This window comes from Aquimarina algiphila (assembly GCF_007489275.1).
Taxonomy (GTDB): Bacteria; Bacteroidota; Bacteroidia; order Flavobacteriales; family Flavobacteriaceae; genus Aquimarina; species Aquimarina algiphila.
In genome coordinates this window covers 85,281-101,226 of sequence record NZ_VLNR01000046.1, presented here as the reverse complement: position 1 = coordinate 101,226, position 15,946 = coordinate 85,281, and the positions used below count along the sequence as shown (strand labels likewise).

Sequence of the window (15,946 nt, the reverse complement as noted above, 5' to 3'; positions counted from 1 at the left end):
TTATTTTAAAACTAATGAAACTATTACATCTTTTAAGACTTACTTTTTTTGCTTGTATTTTATGTGTTCCTTCTATCAAAGCACAAGACTATTTTTTTAAAGACAAAGCACCTTTTAACCCAGAAATCCCTTCTCCAGAGGAATTTCTTGGATATGCTATCGGAGAACAACACACACGTCACGATCAAATCGTAGCGTATTTAACTAAACTTTCTGAAGTTTCTGATAGAGCTACTATTACCAGTTATGGAAAAACCCATGAAAATAGAAAACTAGTAATTCTTACGGTTTCTTCACCGGAAAACCTTAATAAACTTTCAGAGCTTAAACAACAACATTTGGCATTTACAAAACCATCTGAATCACCTACGAATTATGATGAAGTACCCATTTTTGTTCAGCTTGGATATAATGTTCATGGTAATGAACCATCTGGTTCTGAAGCTGCTATACTAATGGCATATACCTTGGTAGCTTCTAATAGTCCTGAAGTAAAAAATTATATAGAGAATGCTGTACTATTTATTGATCCTACCATTAATCCTGATGGTCGTGATCGACATACGCAATGGGCAAATCAGTATAAAGGAAACCCTTTGGTGAGTGACGGATATGATGCTGAGCATAACGAAGCTTGGCCTCGTGGGCGCACCAATCATTATTGGTTTGATCTTAATCGAGATTGGTTATTAGGGATTAATCCAGAAAGTCGGGGAAAATTAAAATGGTACCATGAGTGGTATCCTAACGTGGTAACTGATTTTCACGAGATGGGAACAAATAGCAACTATTTCTTTGAACCTATGAAACCGATTGGTTCTCAGGATCCTATTATGCCTAAGGAAAATTATGAAGGTTTAAACGATTTATTCGCTCCATACTTTTCTAAAGGATTAGATAATATAGGCTCATTTTATTTTACTAAAGAAGCCTTTGATGGAACATATCCGGGGTATGGTTCTTCTTATCCTGACCTACAAGGAGGGTTGGCATTATTGTTTGAACAGGCAAGTTCTAGAGGGCATTTACAAGATACTGATTACGGAACCATATCGTTTCCTTTTACTATTAGAAATCAGTATATCTCTAGCATTGCTACGGTTAAAGCAGCTGTAGAAAATAAAGGACGATTACGTAAATATCAACAGGATTTTTTCAAATCTGCTGTTGAGAATACTTTAAAAAAGGGAAGTGAAGCCTATGAGTTTGGAGATGCTTATGATCAAAATAGAAATAAAGCGTTTATTGATAAATTATTGCTTCATAAGATTAAGGTGTATAAAAAAGGAAATCGATTTGTAGTTCCTGTAAAACAGCCTCAACAACGTATGGTACAAACTGTTTTCGAAACATATAATAAGTATCGGGATAGTGTGTTTTATGATGCTTCGGCTTGGAGTTTGGTGAATTTTTATAATATAAAATATCAAGCTACAAAATCTAGTGACTTTGGTGAGGAAATCACTTCAACAAATGGATTGGTAAATGTTTCTACGGTCCCGAGGTCTAATTATGCATATGTTATGGATTGGGATGATTATAATGCTCCTGCAGCTTTATATTTTATGCAATCAAAAGGATTAAAGGTTGCATCGGCTTTTAAACCTTTTAGTAGTATAACTTCAGAAGGAAATAGAAGTTTTAATTATGGTAGTGTCATGATACCTGTAAGTAAACAAAAGAAAACGAGTGATGAGGTATATGCTATTATTAAAAAGGCGCAAGCTAAGTTTGATGTACCTATATATTTTGCTAATTCAGGTTTTAGTGCGTCAGGGATTGATTTAGGAAGTCAAAATTTTAGAAAGTTGAATACTCCCAAAGCTCTATTACTGGTAGGAGAAGGAGTAAATTCTTATGAGGCTGGCGAAGTTTGGCACTTATTAGATACAAGAATGCATATGCCTATTACCAAATTAAGAATGAATAGATTTGGAGCTGTTCCCTTAAAAAAATACAATACTTTGGTTATGGTGTCGGGTAGGTATAGTCAATTGGATTCTCTTAAACGGAAAAAAATAAAAGACTGGGTCTCCCAGGGAAATACTTTGATAACTATAGCCGGAGCATCAAAATGGGTAATTGATAAAAAACTGGTAAAAGAGAAATTTACCAAAAAAGAGAAAGACACATCCAATACTAAAGCAGTAAAAAGGCTGCGATATGCTGATGCTCAAGAAAATATAGGGCGAGAAGAGTTAGGAGGTGCCATTTTTGAGGTTGATTTGGATATTACACATCCTCTGGGTTTTGGATATCGAGATTCTTCGGTTCCTGTATATAAAAATAATGAGGTATTTCTTGCTCCTAGTAAAAACCCATATGCTACGGTAGCAAAATATACCGATGATCCACATATTGATGGATATATTTCTACTGATAACTATGAAAACTATCTAAAACCTTCTGCATCATTAATTGTAAGCAAATTAGGAAGAGGACGTGTAATTATGTTTGCCGATAACCCTAATTTTAGAGGGTCATGGTATGGAACCAATAGATTGTTTTTGAATGCGTTGTTTTTAGGGAATCATATATTTGTTCCTAAAATAAAAGAGTAATTAGAATTATTAGGATGAATTAAAAATAAAACCTCCTTGCTTTATTGAAACAAGGAGGTTTACTATATCATTATAATGCTTATTAGCCTATAAGATTATGTTCAACAAGATGCTCTCCTATTTGAACTGCATTGGTAGCAGCACCTTTGCGAAGATTATCTGCAACAATCCACATATTTAATGCATTTTCTCTAGAGTGATCTCTTCGAATTCTACCTACGAAAACATCATTTTTGCCTTCTGCATAAATTGGCATCGGATAGGTATTAGTGTCTGGATTATCTTGTACAGTAACCCCAGAGGTTTCATTAAGAACCTTTCTAACATCGTTTTCATTAAAGTCACTATCAAATTCTAGATTGACACTTTCACTATGCCCTCCTACTACAGGAATACGTATCGCAGTTGCAGTAACTGCAATTGTACGATCATCAAGGATTTTCTGAGTCTCATTAACCAATTTCATTTCCTCTTTGGTATATCCATTCTCCTGAAATACATCACAGTGTGGAATCGCATTACGGTGAATAGGATAAGGATATGCCATTTCTCCTTTTTCACCAGCATATTCGTTTTCTAATTGCTGTACCGCTTTTACTCCGGTACCTGTGATAGATTGGTACGTAGAAATAATGGCACGTTTTATTTTATATTTATTGTGTAATGGTCCCAAAGCCATAACTAACTGTATGGTCGAACAATTAGGGTTAGCAATAATCTTATCTTCTTTTGTAAGTGTTTTGGCATTAATTTCTGGAACTACCAATTTTTTTGTAGGATCCATTCTCCAGGCAGATGAGTTATCAATAACCGTTATTCCAGCTTCTGCAAATTTTGGTGCCCATTCTAGAGAGGTGTCTCCTCCTGCAGAGAATAATGCTACATCAGGTTTCATTTCGATAGCAGTAGTAAGACCTACTACAGAAAATGTTTTGTCTTTATAAGAAATTTGTTTTCCGATAGATCGTTCTGATGCTACAGGAATTAATTCTGTTACTGGGAAATTACGTTCCTCTAATACTTTTAACATTACGGTTCCTACCAGTCCGGTAGCACCTACAACGGCTACTTTCATAATTCGATTGATTTTTGGCTTTTGCTTATGCAAAAATCGTATAAACTCTTTTAAACTCTGGCAAATGTGCGTAATATTTCTAATATGACAAGTGTTTATATATAAAAATACTAAAATTTGCATTATTTGTTATATATATAACATTTTGTAAAAAAGAACCACCCGATCAAGGGTGGTTTAGTTAGAATATGTAGTATAGCGGTAGCTATAGAAAAATCATGTTCTTTTAGAAATTATTTTTTAAGTAAATCTCTAATTTCTGCAAGTAGCTCTTCTTGTGTTGGACCCGCTGGTGGTGCAGGAGCTGCCTCTTCTTCTTTTTTCTGACTTCTTTCGTAAGCTTTTAATACCATAAAAATACAAAATCCAATAATGATAAAATCGATTACTGTTTGTACAAAAGAACCATAATTTATGGTTACAGGAGCAATTGCCTCTCCAGCTTCATTTACAGCAGCTTCTGTAAGTTGAAATTTAAGATCGGTAAAGTTCACTTTGCCTAATAGTAAACCAATAGGAGGCATTAATACATCGTTAGTAAAGGAAGTTACTATTTTCCCAAATGCTCCACCTACGATTACCGCGGTAGCTAGATTTATAATGTCACCTTTTAATAAGAAAGATTTAAAATCTTTTAAAAACCCCATGTTTAATTAGATTTAGATAGTTAGTAGATGTCTAATTTAACAAAAAAATAAGAGATCGATTAAGATTACAAGTGTTATTCCTATGAGGTTTTCGATGAAAATCAATTATCATCGATAACAATACGTTTTACTCTTGGGGAAATAGCGGTAAGTAACTCATAGGAAATTGTTCCGGAGTTTTCGGCTACTTTTGATGCACTATACTTAGTATCAAAAATAATAACTTCATCTCCTTCTCTGCAGTTGATATTAGTAACATCCACCATGATCATATCCATACAGACATTGCCAATAATATAGGCTTGGGTATTGTTAATGGTAACGAATCCTTTTTTATTACCATATTGTCTGCTAATGCCATCAGCATGTCCAATGGGGATGGTGGCAGTTTTTGTATGTTTTGTAGCTATAAATGCTCTATTATACCCTAGTGATTCTCCAGATTCTAAATTATGGATTTGCGAAATTACAGATTTTAGACTAGCCACAGGTTTTAATTCAGGGTCATATTTTGCATCATTCCCATAACCATACAACCCTATTCCGGCTCTGACCATATCAAAATGTGCTTCAGGGTAGTTAAGAATTCCAGAAGTGTTAGATTGATGAAGAATAGGTTTATACCCTAATCTATCATTCATTTCTGTAGTAATTTTTTTAAAAGAATTAATTTGTTTTAAAGTAAATTCCTTTTCTGAGAGATCTTCGCTGGCAGCCAGATGAGAAAGAAGAGCAACTACTTTAATCGCAGTAGTATTGTTAATAGTTTCAAGAATATGATCGACATCATCTTCAGAGAAACCAATTCTATTTAATCCAGTATTAAATTTGATATGAACAGGATATTCTTTTTTACCTAATGAGTTTGCTGCTGCTGTAAAGGTCTTAAGTACTCTAGAGCTGTAAAGGCTGGGTTCTAACTGGTTCTCTATTAATTTTTGAAAATTTACTGGTTGAGGGTGCAGTACCAAAATTGGAGTTGTTATTCCAGATTCACGAAGCGCTATTCCTTCTGCAACATAAGCAACTGCAAAGTAATCTGCTCCTACTTTTTCAAGATGTTTAGCAATTGCTCCAGCATCACTACCATAACCAGAAGCTTTTACTACAGCTAACATCTTCACATTAGGATTGACCTTGCTTTTTAAATAGTTAAAATTGTGAGTAAGGTGTGCCAGATTAATTTCCAGAACCGTTTCTTTTACGTTACTCATTAGATTTATGTGATTTTTTGGATACTTCTTTAGGATCTGTAACATCCATTTGTTTTACTTTTTCTTTGAGCATTGCTTTGTAATATGCTGCTCTACTAAGAGGTTCATACTCATCGGTTTCTCCCAACAAAACCAAATCGTCTTTTGTAGATTTTCTATAGCTGAATTGGGCTAGGTTTCCTGTTCTGGTACAGACAGCATGTACTTTGGTTACATATTCTGCGGTAGCCATTAGTGCCGGCATTGGACCAAAAGGATTTCCTTTAAAGTCCATATCCAATCCTGCAACAATAACCCTAATTCCTTTATTAGCCAAATCATTACATACTGCAACGATTTCGTCATCAAAGAATTGAGCCTCATCAATTCCGACTACGTCACAGGTATCTGCCAGGATTCTAATATTAGCAGCTGCGGGAACTGGAGTAGATCGAATTTCATTTGAATCATGAGAAACAACCATTTCATCGTCATACCGAATATCGATAGCGGGTTTAAAAATTTCAACATTTTGTTTAGCAAATTGAGCGCGTTTTAACCTGCGAATCAATTCTTCAGTTTTACCTGAGAACATAGAACCACAGATTACCTCTATCCACCCAAATTGCTCCTTATGATTTACTGTATTTTCGAGAAACATTTTGTATTTTTCAGCATCAATTAAAGAAATCCCTTCTCCTTAAAACCAAATGAATTTTAAAATGATTGATGAAAGCATAGTCACCCATTTATATCTTTATTTGGTATTACTCTAAAGATGAGGTAAATTTATTAAAAAACAAAAAGCAGTATCACAAACGAATAAGAAAGTTATGAAGAAGAAATTGGAAGCGGAGCTTATAAGTATTGCTCATAGAATACTACAACTTAAAGATAAAACTACTTTACCTCAGCTACAGGAAGAGGCAAGGATACTGTATGAGAAGTTGACTATCCTTAATTTTTCTGAAACTCATTTTGCAGGACCACAACCTACCATTGGCCAGATTAAGACAGCTTTAGATACTGATGAATCAGAAGCATTAAAAGAAGTGCGACAAAAAATAAAAGCAATTATAGAGCCAGAGCCTGTAGTAACAGAAACAATAGAAGAAAAACCAGAATTAGACCAACCGCCTGTGCAGGTTGAGAACCAAGAACAGGAAAAGAAAGAAGATATTTCTGCTTTAGAGCATAAACCAGAACTGGTAATTGAAGAGATTAATGCCCGGGTTACCGAAGATCTTTTTGTTCCCGCAACAACTCCAACAGAAGAACATAGTTCTTTTTCAGATGCTTCATCATCTCAATCCGCCTATGAAAAAAATGACAGAGAAGAAAGCATATCTACTATAGGTTCTGATCCATTTGATAAAATAGATGATGATAAACCTAAATCACTTAATGATCAACTTAGAAAAGAGATTCATATCGGATTAAACGATAGATTAGCTTTTATTAAATATCTTTTTGAAGGGAGTGCATCCGATTATAATCGTGTTTTGTCTCAACTTAGTACATTAAGAAATAAGAGTGAGGCAGAAGAATTCATTGCAAATATGATAAAACCAGATTATCATAACTGGGAAGGAAAAGATGAATATGAAGAACGATTTATGGATATTGTTCTTGGTAAATTTGATCACTAAATATAAAATTATAAACATATGAAAATTGTATATTGGATTGCTACAGTGGCTTTATGTGCTATTATGTTGTATTCTGCTCAGATGTATTTTTTTAAAACAGAAATGATAAAAGGTTTCTTTGAAAGTTTTAATTATCCAACATATATTGTAATTCCGTTAGCAGTAGCTAAATTATTAGGAATAGCAGCTATCCTTACCAATAGGATAAAATGGATTAAAGAATGGGCATATGCAGGATTTTTCTTTGATTTGGTATTGGCAAGTTTAGCACATCATTATGCCGGACACGGTATAGGGCTATCTATATACGCAATCATAATTCTTATTATTTCTTATACTATTGGTAAAAAGGTAAGACCATAATTAATCCTTTAAATGAAATGTATTTACCAAAAGCACTGCTATTTGGTTTTTAATATACGATATGTCTAAACTATACCTTGTCCCCACACCTATCGGAAATCTGGAAGATATGACTTTTAGAGCTATTAATGTGCTAAAAGATGTAGACTTGATTCTTGCTGAAGATACCCGTACCAGTGGGAAATTATTAAAACATTTTGAGATCTCAACTCCTATGCAAAGCCATCATATGCATAATGAGCATAAAACTATAGATCGAGTTATCCAGAAGTTAAAAAGTGGCGATGTTATTGCGTTAATAAGCGATGCAGGAACTCCAGCGATCAGTGATCCCGGTTTTTTATTGACAAGAGCTTGTGTAGAAAATGGAATAGCAGTAGAATGTTTACCGGGTGCAACAGCCTTTGTTCCAGCATTGGTGAATAGTGGACTGCCAAATGATAAATTTGTTTTTGAAGGGTTTTTACCGGTAAAAAAAGGAAGACAAACTCGGTTAAAATTTTTGGCAGAAGAAACCAGAACTATGATTTTTTATGAATCACCACATAAGTTAGTAAAAACACTAAGTAGTTTTATGACATATTTTGGTGAAGATCGCCAGGTTTCTGTATCCAGAGAGTTGAGTAAATTATACGAAGAAACCATTCGAGGGACAGCTAAGGAGGTAACTCAACATTTTGAAAATAAACCTCCAAAAGGTGAGATTGTAATCATCGTAGAAGGTAATAAATAGTAATAAAAGATAAATTTAATAATGACAATTACAACATTTGTTGAAAAGCTAAAACAAGAACCTAAAACAGTCAAATTTGAAGAAACCATTGCTGTGATTGACACTCACTACGATTTTACTCCAACGTTATTTGTCAATGGTAATATCACAAATCAAGCAGGTGAGAATTCTGGCTCTTGTAAAGTGTTCTCTTTTGCAAAACTGCATCAACTTAATGAAGAAGAGACATTGTCTTGTTTTGGAAAATATTATCAGGATGTATTAAACACTCCAACAAACAATGATCATCAGAATATCAGGAACTTTATAAAAACAGGATGGGAAGGAATTTCATTTGAAGGTGAAGCATTACTCAAAAAGTAATAACACCAAGTTATTTATAAACGTTTTTATAATTTTAAATACCGTTATTTCGTTCTATCAACTTAATAATGCTTTATACACTAAACTATAAAACGTTTGAAACAAAAACCATTACTTGCTGTTATAGGTACTAGCTTGCTTGTTTTTTTGCTATGGCAACTACCCTATTTTGGATATATACAATATCCATTGTTATTATTAGGGACCTGGTTTCATGAAATGGGCCACGGACTAACCGCATTATTGCTTGGGGGAGAATTCATTTATCTGGAGATTTATGAGAACGGAGGAGGTGTAGCCTATTCTAATGTTTCATCGAGTTATTTACCATATACGCTTGCCAGAGCACTAACTGCTGCAGGAGGGTTATTAGGACCCGCTATCTCAGGAGCTATTCTTATTGCTTCTGCCAGAGACAAAGTCAGTTCCAAAATTACCTTGTGGTTATTGATTATAATCATGGTATTATCGCTGTGCCTTTGGATTCATGCACTGTTAGCATTAATCATTTTGAGTGTTTTTGCTGCGATTTTGTTTTTTATCGCTATTCTTAGAGTAAGAAATCTTGAAGCGTTTACACTTTTGTTTCTTGGGACACAATGTGTGTTGAGTACCTATTTACAAATAGGATATTTGTTTACAAAACAATTTGAACGTGATGGAAAAATCCAGTATTCAGATACACAGATGATTGCAGCTCATTTGCCAGGTGTCTATTGGATGTGGGCCATCTTAATTCTTTTGATTACCATCTATCTGTTATATAAAAGTTATCGGTATTATTTAAAGAAATAAGGACTATGATTGGAACTTCATTTTAATTTTAGATTCATTTAGATGCATACGTTGTGAGGGTAGACTTTGAAATAAAATATCTTAAATGTCAGAAATAAAGCCCGTGGTAAATACGTGTTTTAATACCATATAGTACTTGTTAACATGTTGGTAATTAGTTATGAGTCGTTTTTTTGATTAGCTTTAGTATTTATATTAGTAAACCACTAAACAAACACAAAATGAAAGACGTAATCACACAAAAAGACGAAGTAATCACTCCAGAGATTTTCGAATCAAGAACCGAAGAGTGGTGCAGAGAAGATGTATTGAAATTAGCACATCATTTTCACAAATTTGAAAAAGCCAAAGGGCAATATCATCGCGTAGCGCGTTTTGATATGAAACAAGGAAACCTAGAAGAATTTAAAGCCATCGGAAAAATTGAAAAACTCACCGTGTTTTTATCACTTAAAGAAGGATATCGAGAGAAACTTACATTTAGCCCCATTCTTAAAGTAATATATGATGGAAATAAAAGTAAAGAATATGAGCTAAAACCTAAAACAAAATTAGATATTGAACGAGAAAGAAGAGAAATAGGAGGAGGAAAGATAGCTGCAGAGATTGTGCCTGATACCTTTAAAGAAATGATTTGTAAAAACTGGGAAGATGCTGAGATACATATCATAGATGATCTGTTTCATTGCTGGGGTAAAAAAGACCAATTAGATGAAGAATCTATAATACGTGTAGAACGTTTTGAGATAGACAGAATGGTAGAGTATATTGATGGGTTACGAGATAGTTTATTGGGTGTTAGTCTCTATCCCGGAATTGACATGAATAAGTTTAATAAGAAAGAAATGATTTCTTTTACCCCGGTACTAGGATTTCAAATAGATGGGTCTCAAAATAAAGAAAAATCAGGATTTGGTCTTAAAGGAGTTTTTGAATTTGCATCGAATGAGATTTTTGCCGAATATCTTAGTCCTTGTCCTCCAACTTGTACACAAGAATGAGCGTATAATTATTTGAAAATATTGATTTCATGAGTGAAGAGTTGTTCGAAATTATTAGATTAATCTCATTATTGATTGTAGGGCTTCCATTTATAGTTGCACTATTTAAATTCAAAATATTGAATAAGACACAAATTGTCTTATTCTATTTACTATTAATTATAATTTTAGTTGAGATTATTTCTCTTTTCTTTTGGTATAAAAAAATAAATAATTTACCAATATATCATTTATATACAATAATAGAGTTTGCTATTATTTCCAAGATTTATGCTGAAGAATTGAAATCAATATTTTCAAAGAATTTTTTTTTAGTTTTAGTCTTAATGTTTGCGGTATTTAGTGTTTTAAATACTTTGTTTTTTCAAAACATCTTTACGTTTAATTCTAATGCTATTACAGTATCTGGCTTAATCGTTATCTTTTTTGCATTAAGTTATTTTTATGCATTATTAAAAGAAGTAAAATATAGAACGCTGGAAAGCAATCCTATGTTTTGGATCAATTCGGGGTTCTTGATTTATTTTTCCAGCAACCTGATTCTGTTTTATATGAATAATACTTTATTTAAAGGAGTAACAGAAGCTAGTTTAATCCTTTGGGGGCTTCATGCTATTGTTAATATCGTTCTTACTATTTTCTATACAATTGCATTATGGGTAAATCCAAAGAAACAGAATACATAAAGTTTCAATTGATGAGGAGATATCCCTCTTTATTTTGAATTATATTTATATACCTTTTAAAACCTAAAATTATGAAAACAAATCATGTAGTATTTATAATCCTGTTAGGATTAGTTATGGCTTGTCAAAAAGAAGAAACTCCTAATACCTTGGAGCAACAAGATTTGACGTTAAACTGGAAAACTGTGAACCCAGAAAAGGTTTTTGGCAATCCAGAAGATGGATTTAATATTTCTAAAGATGCGTTAAAGCAAGCCTTAAGTTTACCTAATGTATCTACCGTTCGTTTTATTTTGGAAGTAGAGGATGAACAGCTACAAATTCGGGTAGCAGGGGTGAATTCCAATGGGGATATTACAAAAGGGGTGTTAGCAAAACCAGTCTCAGTGCAAAAAGAAGTGCATAAACTATTTACAGAGAAATCAAAACAGTTTGAAACAACGGCATTATCCAAAGCAGTAGCTTCTCATGTTTTACAACCTGGTGATGCAGTAGATTTCGTTTTGACCTGGCAACAAAAAATAAAAGGAAAATCGCTGCAAGAAACAGTTGCTTATGATGGGGAACGTATTCAATATTTTAGTATGCCTGCTGAAGCAATAGAGCATATGCTAGAAAGTAGATCTAAGAGTATAAACCTGGTTTGGGGAGTTAATCCAAAAGGAAAGTTTACCACAGTATTTTTACCAGAGTTTACAGAAGGGAAGGCGTTATTGAAATCAGGAGAGTTTATTTATGAGTATTCAAAGCCTTGTCCACCAACTTGTACGCCACCTGAGTAAACTAATTTTGATATGGTGCTTTGCTAGTTTATAAAATCACTTTATGGTAGAATCAGAACAAGAAATAACCTTAAAGATTATAATCATTGGTATGGTAGTGATTTTTTTACTATCCTTATCGGTGATTATATTCTTTATTCTCTACCAACGTAGATTATTGGCACAACAACAAAAACATCAAAAAATAGAATCTGATTATCAAAAAGAATTACTAAAAACATCTATCTTAAGCCAGGAAGAAGAACGTACCCGAATTGCCAAAGAATTGCATGATGATGTGGGAGCGATGTTAACCACAACCAAATTGTATTTTGGACAGATCACCCCAGAGTTACCTCCAGACGAACTTAAAGATATTGCTAAAAAAACAAGTGGTTTTTTAGACGATATGATCCATAGTGTACGTAGTATTTCTCAGGATTTAAGACCAGTAGTTTTAGAAAAACTGGGACTTATTGAGGCAATACAAAGTTTGGTGCAAACCATCAATGAGTCTGGGAAAATTTCTGCTGGTTTTCAAAATAATACAGTAAAAACGATTATCAAAACAAAAGAACTCAATATATATCGTATTGTTCAGGAGTTGGTTACAAATACACTAAAACATGCAGAAGCAACAACGATAAAAATCCAATTAAAAAATGACAAAAATGTATTGGTAATTCTATATGAAGATGATGGAAAAGGATTAAAAGGAGAAAATATGCTGCATAAAAAAGGATTGGGACTTAAAAATATAGAAAGTAGGTTATCTGTACTCTCAGGAACATCGCAATTTATAAATAAGAGTAAAGGAATGAAGGTTAAAGTCGAGATACCGATTTAATCCCTCATAGAGGGTTCAATTCTCTTAGGCTTGTCTCAAAAACAAAATATATTTTCAGAAGCATACCCTGTGAGCTTGCTCCGAGGTTGTTGATGTAAAGAGAATATAACAGCAATGACTAAATAACATTAATTATACACGATCATGGAAACTATAAAACTAGGACTGATTGATGATCATAACTTATTTCGGGAAGGAATAAAATCATTATTAAAAAAAATGCCAGGGATTACCTTGGTATTAGAAGCTGTTAGCGGTAAAGATTTATTGGCACAACTAAACAATGTGGTTCCAGATGTTATCTTATTAGATTTGGAGATGGAAGATATGAATGGAGTAGATGCAACGCTTAAGCTACAGGAGCGATATCCTGATCTTAAAATCATTATTCTTACTATGCATAAAGAAGAACGAATGATATCGTATTTGATGGAAGTAGGCGCTAATGGATATTTGTTAAAAGATACCAATCAAGAAGAATTAGAAACAGCAATACGATCGACATATGAAAAAGGCTTTTATTTTAATTCTTTTGTATCAGAAGCATTGTTAAAAGGACTAAAACATAAAACGACCAAACCCCCTGCTATAGGAAAAGATTATCATCTTACCTCTAGAGAATTAGAAGTTTTAGAAGGAATTACTCATGAGTTTACCACATCCGAGATTGCAGAACAACTTTTTCTAAGTGTTAGAACTATTGAAGGACATCGAAAAAACTTAATGAATAAATTAGGTGTAAAAAACACAGCAGGATTGATTGTTAAAGCTGTAAAAGAGAAGATTATTTCGGTGTGATACCATCAAAAATAAACCTCGCAGGTTTTTAAAATCAGCGAGGTTTACTATTCATATTTTAAACATGCTTTCCTTTTTCCCAACCATGTTTACCAAGATATTGTTCGCCAGATTCGATAGCACCTTCTTCGACCATAGTACCCATAGAATCGTTCCATCGATTTAGATACCCAAATAAAGAAATCACTCCTAGCATTTCTACAATCTCTCCTTCATCCCAGTATTTATATAACTCTTTTTTGATGTTATCATCAACAGCGTTAGGAATGACAGATGCTGCAAGCGAAAAATCAAGCGCTATGCGTTCTGCATCACTAAAAGCAGGGTGAGTTTTATATTCCCAAATATTATCTAACTGTTCTTGTTCTGCCCCATAACGCTCTGCAGCACGTATAGCATGTGCCTGGCAATATCGACACCCTGTAGCGTTACTACTTACCCAGGCAATCATACGTTTGAGGGCAGAAGTTACTCTCCCTTCATTAGCCATTACAGCTTTATTAAGGTTAATAAATGCCTTAGAAATTGCTGGCCTTCTTTGCATGGTAAGTACTGAATTGGGGCAAAAACCTAAGGTCTCATTAAAAAATTCTGCTAATTCTCTGGTTTCTGGATCGTGATCAGCAGACAATGGTGTTACTAATGCCATGTGTATATGTGTTTTGAGTTTAAATGTAAAATTTTAAGCGAGACAAAATACAAAACTAATGTCAAATCAAGAGTGGTCAAGATGTTTTTTGTACTTTGGATTTTTTAATATCGGAATTTACCGCACTAATGAGATGGACACTACAACCAAAACCGGATACAACAACAATACAACATTTGGCTGAAGCCCTTAATGTAGATACTATTATAGCTTCTTTACTGATACAAAGAGGGATAGAAACCTTTGATCAGGCTAAAAAATTCTTTAGGCCCTCTCTGGATGATCTTCATGATCCTTTTTTGATGAAAGATATGGATCTGGCGGTTTCCAGAATCCAAAAGGCACTTGCAGAAGGTGAAAATATAATGGTATATGGGGATTATGATGTAGATGGAACAACCTCAGTGGCATTATTATCATCTTATCTAAAAACATTATCAGAACAAATTGCAACTTATATCCCAGATCGATATGAAGAGGGGTATGGGATTTCATATAAAGGTATCGACTATGCTCATGATAATGATATTTCTTTGATTGTAGCCTTAGATTGCGGGATTAAGGCGATCGAAAAAGTAGCGTATGCCAAAGAAAAAGGAATAGATTTTGTTATTTGTGATCATCATAGGCCAGGAGATAAAATTCCTGATGCTATCGCAGTTTTGGATCCAAAACGTGAAGACTGTGAATATCCATATAAAGAATTATGCGGTTGTGGAGTAGGTTTTAAGTTGATTCAAGCCATAGCAGAGGGACAAGATCAAACCATAAATGATTTATTACCATATCTAGATCTAGTGGCTACTGCAATAGGAGCAGATATTGTGCCGGTTACTGGAGAAAATCGTATACTAGCATATTATGGTTTACAAGTCATTAATACAAATCCAAGGATAGGGTTTAAAGCAATGTTATCAGAAGTCAAAAAAGAAACATTGACAATAACAGACGTTGTATTTATGATCGCTCCAAGAATTAATGCTGCAGGGAGAATGAAACATGGATTGCATGCGGTAAACTTATTAACTGAAGAAAATCTTGAAACGGCATTACAATACGCTTCAGAAATAGAAGCCTATAATAGCGATAGGAAAGATGCAGATAAAAAAATTACTCAGGAAGCATTAGCACAAATACTGGAAAATAATGAACAAGATCGATATACTACTGTAGTGTATGAGGAAAATTGGCATAAAGGAGTAATAGGTATTGTAGCATCTAGATTAACAGAAACATATTATCGCCCTACATTGGTGTTTACTAAAAGTGGTTCAAAACTGGCAGCTTCTGCGCGATCAGTAAAAGGATTTGATGTCTATAATGCTTTACATGCCTGTTCTGATTATATAGAGCAATTTGGCGGACATAAATATGCTGCGGGACTTACGTTATTAGAAGAACAGTATCCATCTTTTAAAAATAAATTTGAAGAAGTTGTATCGACAACTATTGATAAAAAGATGCTAATTCCGGAGATCACGATTGATACGCTGTTAGAATTAGACCAAATTACTCCCAGGTTTTATAGGATATTAAAACAATTTGGGCCGCATGGTCCAGGAAACATGACGCCGGTTTTTATGACCGAAGGAGTAAAAGATACAGGATATGGGAAATGTGTGGGAGCAGATGAAAAACATCTGAAATGTAAAGCGCAAAAAAATGAAGTTGCAATAGGATGTATTGGTTTTGGTCTTGGACCAAAGTATAATCTAATTAACCAGAAACAATATTTTAAGACGGCGTATACTATTGATGAAAACGAATGGAATGGAGAAGTATCACTTCAATTAAAACTGAAAGATATAAATTAACTTATTTTTAT

General features: G+C 33.7%; 17 protein-coding genes. 12 read left to right on the top strand and 5 right to left on the bottom strand.

Annotated elements, in window-relative coordinates; all coding sequences use genetic code 11:
• The first annotated feature begins 14 nt into the window (after positions 1-14).
• Positions 15-2,561, top strand: coding sequence for a M14 family zinc carboxypeptidase (locus FOF46_RS19885; RefSeq protein WP_143917649.1), 2,547 nt, complete (start codon positions 15-17; stop codon positions 2,559-2,561).
• An 82-nt stretch (positions 2,562-2,643) separates the two neighbouring features.
• On the opposite strand, the gene FOF46_RS19880 is transcribed toward FOF46_RS19885, so the two are convergent.
• The 4 genes from FOF46_RS19880 to FOF46_RS19865 all read right to left on the bottom strand — a co-directional run bounded on the left by FOF46_RS19880 (position 2,644) and on the right by FOF46_RS19865 (position 6,137).
• Positions 2,644-3,636, bottom strand: a complete 993-nt coding sequence (locus FOF46_RS19880) for an aspartate-semialdehyde dehydrogenase (RefSeq protein WP_109436393.1) — start codon at positions 3,634-3,636, stop codon at positions 2,644-2,646.
• Positions 3,637-3,869: 233 nt separating this feature from the next.
• Positions 3,870-4,283, bottom strand: a complete 414-nt coding sequence (gene mscL / locus FOF46_RS19875) for a large-conductance mechanosensitive channel protein MscL (RefSeq protein WP_109436394.1) — start codon at positions 4,281-4,283, stop codon at positions 3,870-3,872.
• Positions 4,284-4,384: 101 nt separating this feature from the next.
• On the bottom strand, positions 4,385-5,497 hold the full coding sequence (gene alr, locus FOF46_RS19870; RefSeq protein ID WP_143917648.1) for an alanine racemase: 1,113 nt from the start codon (positions 5,495-5,497) through the stop codon (positions 4,385-4,387).
• A complete protein-coding gene (locus tag FOF46_RS19865) occupies positions 5,490-6,137 on the bottom strand; it encodes a thymidine kinase (RefSeq protein ID WP_109436396.1) in 648 nt (215 codons plus the stop codon). The genes alr and FOF46_RS19865 overlap by 8 nt, the downstream gene beginning before the upstream one ends.
• Positions 6,138-6,309: 172 nt before the next feature.
• Here FOF46_RS19865 and FOF46_RS19860 point away from each other — a divergent pair, with 172 nt between their 5' ends.
• From FOF46_RS19860 to FOF46_RS19815, 10 genes are all read left to right on the top strand, one after another.
• A complete protein-coding gene (locus FOF46_RS19860; RefSeq protein ID WP_143917647.1) occupies positions 6,310-7,125 on the top strand; it encodes a hypothetical protein in 816 nt (271 codons plus the stop codon).
• A gap of 18 nt (positions 7,126-7,143) precedes the next feature.
• The gene (locus FOF46_RS19855) at positions 7,144-7,488 is read left to right on the top strand and encodes a DoxX family protein (protein ID WP_109436398.1); all 345 of its coding nucleotides are present in this window, start codon (positions 7,144-7,146) and stop codon (positions 7,486-7,488) included.
• A 61-nt stretch (positions 7,489-7,549) separates the two neighbouring features.
• A complete protein-coding gene (gene rsmI / locus FOF46_RS19850; protein ID WP_109436399.1) occupies positions 7,550-8,221 on the top strand; it encodes a 16S rRNA (cytidine(1402)-2'-O)-methyltransferase in 672 nt (223 codons plus the stop codon).
• A 21-nt stretch (positions 8,222-8,242) separates the two neighbouring features.
• Complete coding sequence (locus FOF46_RS19845) at positions 8,243-8,584, top strand: HopJ type III effector protein (RefSeq protein ID WP_109436400.1); 342 nt, start codon at positions 8,243-8,245, stop codon at positions 8,582-8,584.
• A 96-nt stretch (positions 8,585-8,680) separates the two neighbouring features.
• On the top strand, positions 8,681-9,379 hold the full coding sequence (locus FOF46_RS19840; protein ID WP_143917646.1) for a M50 family metallopeptidase: 699 nt from the start codon (positions 8,681-8,683) through the stop codon (positions 9,377-9,379).
• A gap of 221 nt (positions 9,380-9,600) precedes the next feature.
• A complete protein-coding gene (locus FOF46_RS19835; protein ID WP_143917645.1) occupies positions 9,601-10,380 on the top strand; it encodes a hypothetical protein in 780 nt (259 codons plus the stop codon).
• Between the two features lie 29 nt (positions 10,381-10,409).
• The gene (locus FOF46_RS19830) at positions 10,410-11,066 is read left to right on the top strand and encodes a hypothetical protein (protein WP_143917644.1); all 657 of its coding nucleotides are present in this window, start codon (positions 10,410-10,412) and stop codon (positions 11,064-11,066) included.
• 71 nt (positions 11,067-11,137) lie between these two features.
• Positions 11,138-11,848 carry a hypothetical protein gene (locus FOF46_RS19825; protein ID WP_143917643.1) on the top strand — a complete coding sequence of 237 codons (711 nt, stop codon included), beginning with the start codon at positions 11,138-11,140 and terminating at the stop codon, positions 11,846-11,848.
• Positions 11,849-11,891: 43 nt separating this feature from the next.
• Positions 11,892-12,674 carry a sensor histidine kinase gene (locus tag FOF46_RS19820; protein ID WP_143917642.1) on the top strand — a complete coding sequence of 261 codons (783 nt, stop codon included), beginning with the start codon at positions 11,892-11,894 and terminating at the stop codon, positions 12,672-12,674.
• Between the two features lie 144 nt (positions 12,675-12,818).
• On the top strand, positions 12,819-13,472 hold the full coding sequence (locus tag FOF46_RS19815; RefSeq protein ID WP_109436406.1) for a response regulator transcription factor: 654 nt from the start codon (positions 12,819-12,821) through the stop codon (positions 13,470-13,472).
• Positions 13,473-13,530: 58 nt separating this feature from the next.
• Here the strand turns inward: FOF46_RS19815 and FOF46_RS19810 are convergent, their stop codons facing one another.
• Positions 13,531-14,121, bottom strand: a complete 591-nt coding sequence (locus tag FOF46_RS19810) for a carboxymuconolactone decarboxylase family protein (protein WP_109436407.1) — start codon at positions 14,119-14,121, stop codon at positions 13,531-13,533.
• Positions 14,122-14,249: 128 nt separating this feature from the next.
• Here FOF46_RS19810 and recJ point away from each other — a divergent pair, with 128 nt between their 5' ends.
• Positions 14,250-15,935, top strand: coding sequence for a single-stranded-DNA-specific exonuclease RecJ (gene recJ / locus FOF46_RS19805; RefSeq protein WP_143917641.1), 1,686 nt, complete (start codon positions 14,250-14,252; stop codon positions 15,933-15,935).
• The last annotated feature ends 11 nt before the right edge of the window (positions 15,936-15,946 follow it).

What these genes read in the sequence shown, in the direction of transcription:
- FOF46_RS19885 (WP_143917649.1), top strand. Translation starts at nt 15, where the DNA reads ATGAAACTATTACATCTTTTAAGACTTACTTTTTTTGCTTGTATTTTA.
- FOF46_RS19880 (WP_109436393.1), bottom strand. Translation starts at nt 3,636, where the DNA reads ATGAAAGTAGCCGTTGTAGGTGCTACCGGACTGGTAGGAACCGTAATG.
- mscL (WP_109436394.1), bottom strand. Translation starts at nt 4,283, where the DNA reads ATGGGGTTTTTAAAAGATTTTAAATCTTTCTTATTAAAAGGTGACATT.
- alr (WP_143917648.1), bottom strand. Translation starts at nt 5,497, where the DNA reads ATGAGTAACGTAAAAGAAACGGTTCTGGAAATTAATCTGGCACACCTT.
- FOF46_RS19865 (WP_109436396.1), bottom strand. Translation starts at nt 6,137, where the DNA reads ATGTTTCTCGAAAATACAGTAAATCATAAGGAGCAATTTGGGTGGATA.
- FOF46_RS19860 (WP_143917647.1), top strand. Translation starts at nt 6,310, where the DNA reads ATGAAGAAGAAATTGGAAGCGGAGCTTATAAGTATTGCTCATAGAATA.
- FOF46_RS19855 (WP_109436398.1), top strand. Translation starts at nt 7,144, where the DNA reads ATGAAAATTGTATATTGGATTGCTACAGTGGCTTTATGTGCTATTATG.
- rsmI (WP_109436399.1), top strand. Translation starts at nt 7,550, where the DNA reads ATGTCTAAACTATACCTTGTCCCCACACCTATCGGAAATCTGGAAGAT.
- FOF46_RS19845 (WP_109436400.1), top strand. Translation starts at nt 8,243, where the DNA reads ATGACAATTACAACATTTGTTGAAAAGCTAAAACAAGAACCTAAAACA.
- FOF46_RS19835 (WP_143917645.1), top strand. Translation starts at nt 9,601, where the DNA reads ATGAAAGACGTAATCACACAAAAAGACGAAGTAATCACTCCAGAGATT.
- FOF46_RS19830 (WP_143917644.1), top strand. Translation starts at nt 10,410, where the DNA reads ATGAGTGAAGAGTTGTTCGAAATTATTAGATTAATCTCATTATTGATT.
- FOF46_RS19825 (WP_143917643.1), top strand. Translation starts at nt 11,138, where the DNA reads ATGAAAACAAATCATGTAGTATTTATAATCCTGTTAGGATTAGTTATG.
- FOF46_RS19820 (WP_143917642.1), top strand. Translation starts at nt 11,892, where the DNA reads ATGGTAGAATCAGAACAAGAAATAACCTTAAAGATTATAATCATTGGT.
- FOF46_RS19815 (WP_109436406.1), top strand. Translation starts at nt 12,819, where the DNA reads ATGGAAACTATAAAACTAGGACTGATTGATGATCATAACTTATTTCGG.
- FOF46_RS19810 (WP_109436407.1), bottom strand. Translation starts at nt 14,121, where the DNA reads ATGGCATTAGTAACACCATTGTCTGCTGATCACGATCCAGAAACCAGA.
- recJ (WP_143917641.1), top strand. Translation starts at nt 14,250, where the DNA reads ATGAGATGGACACTACAACCAAAACCGGATACAACAACAATACAACAT.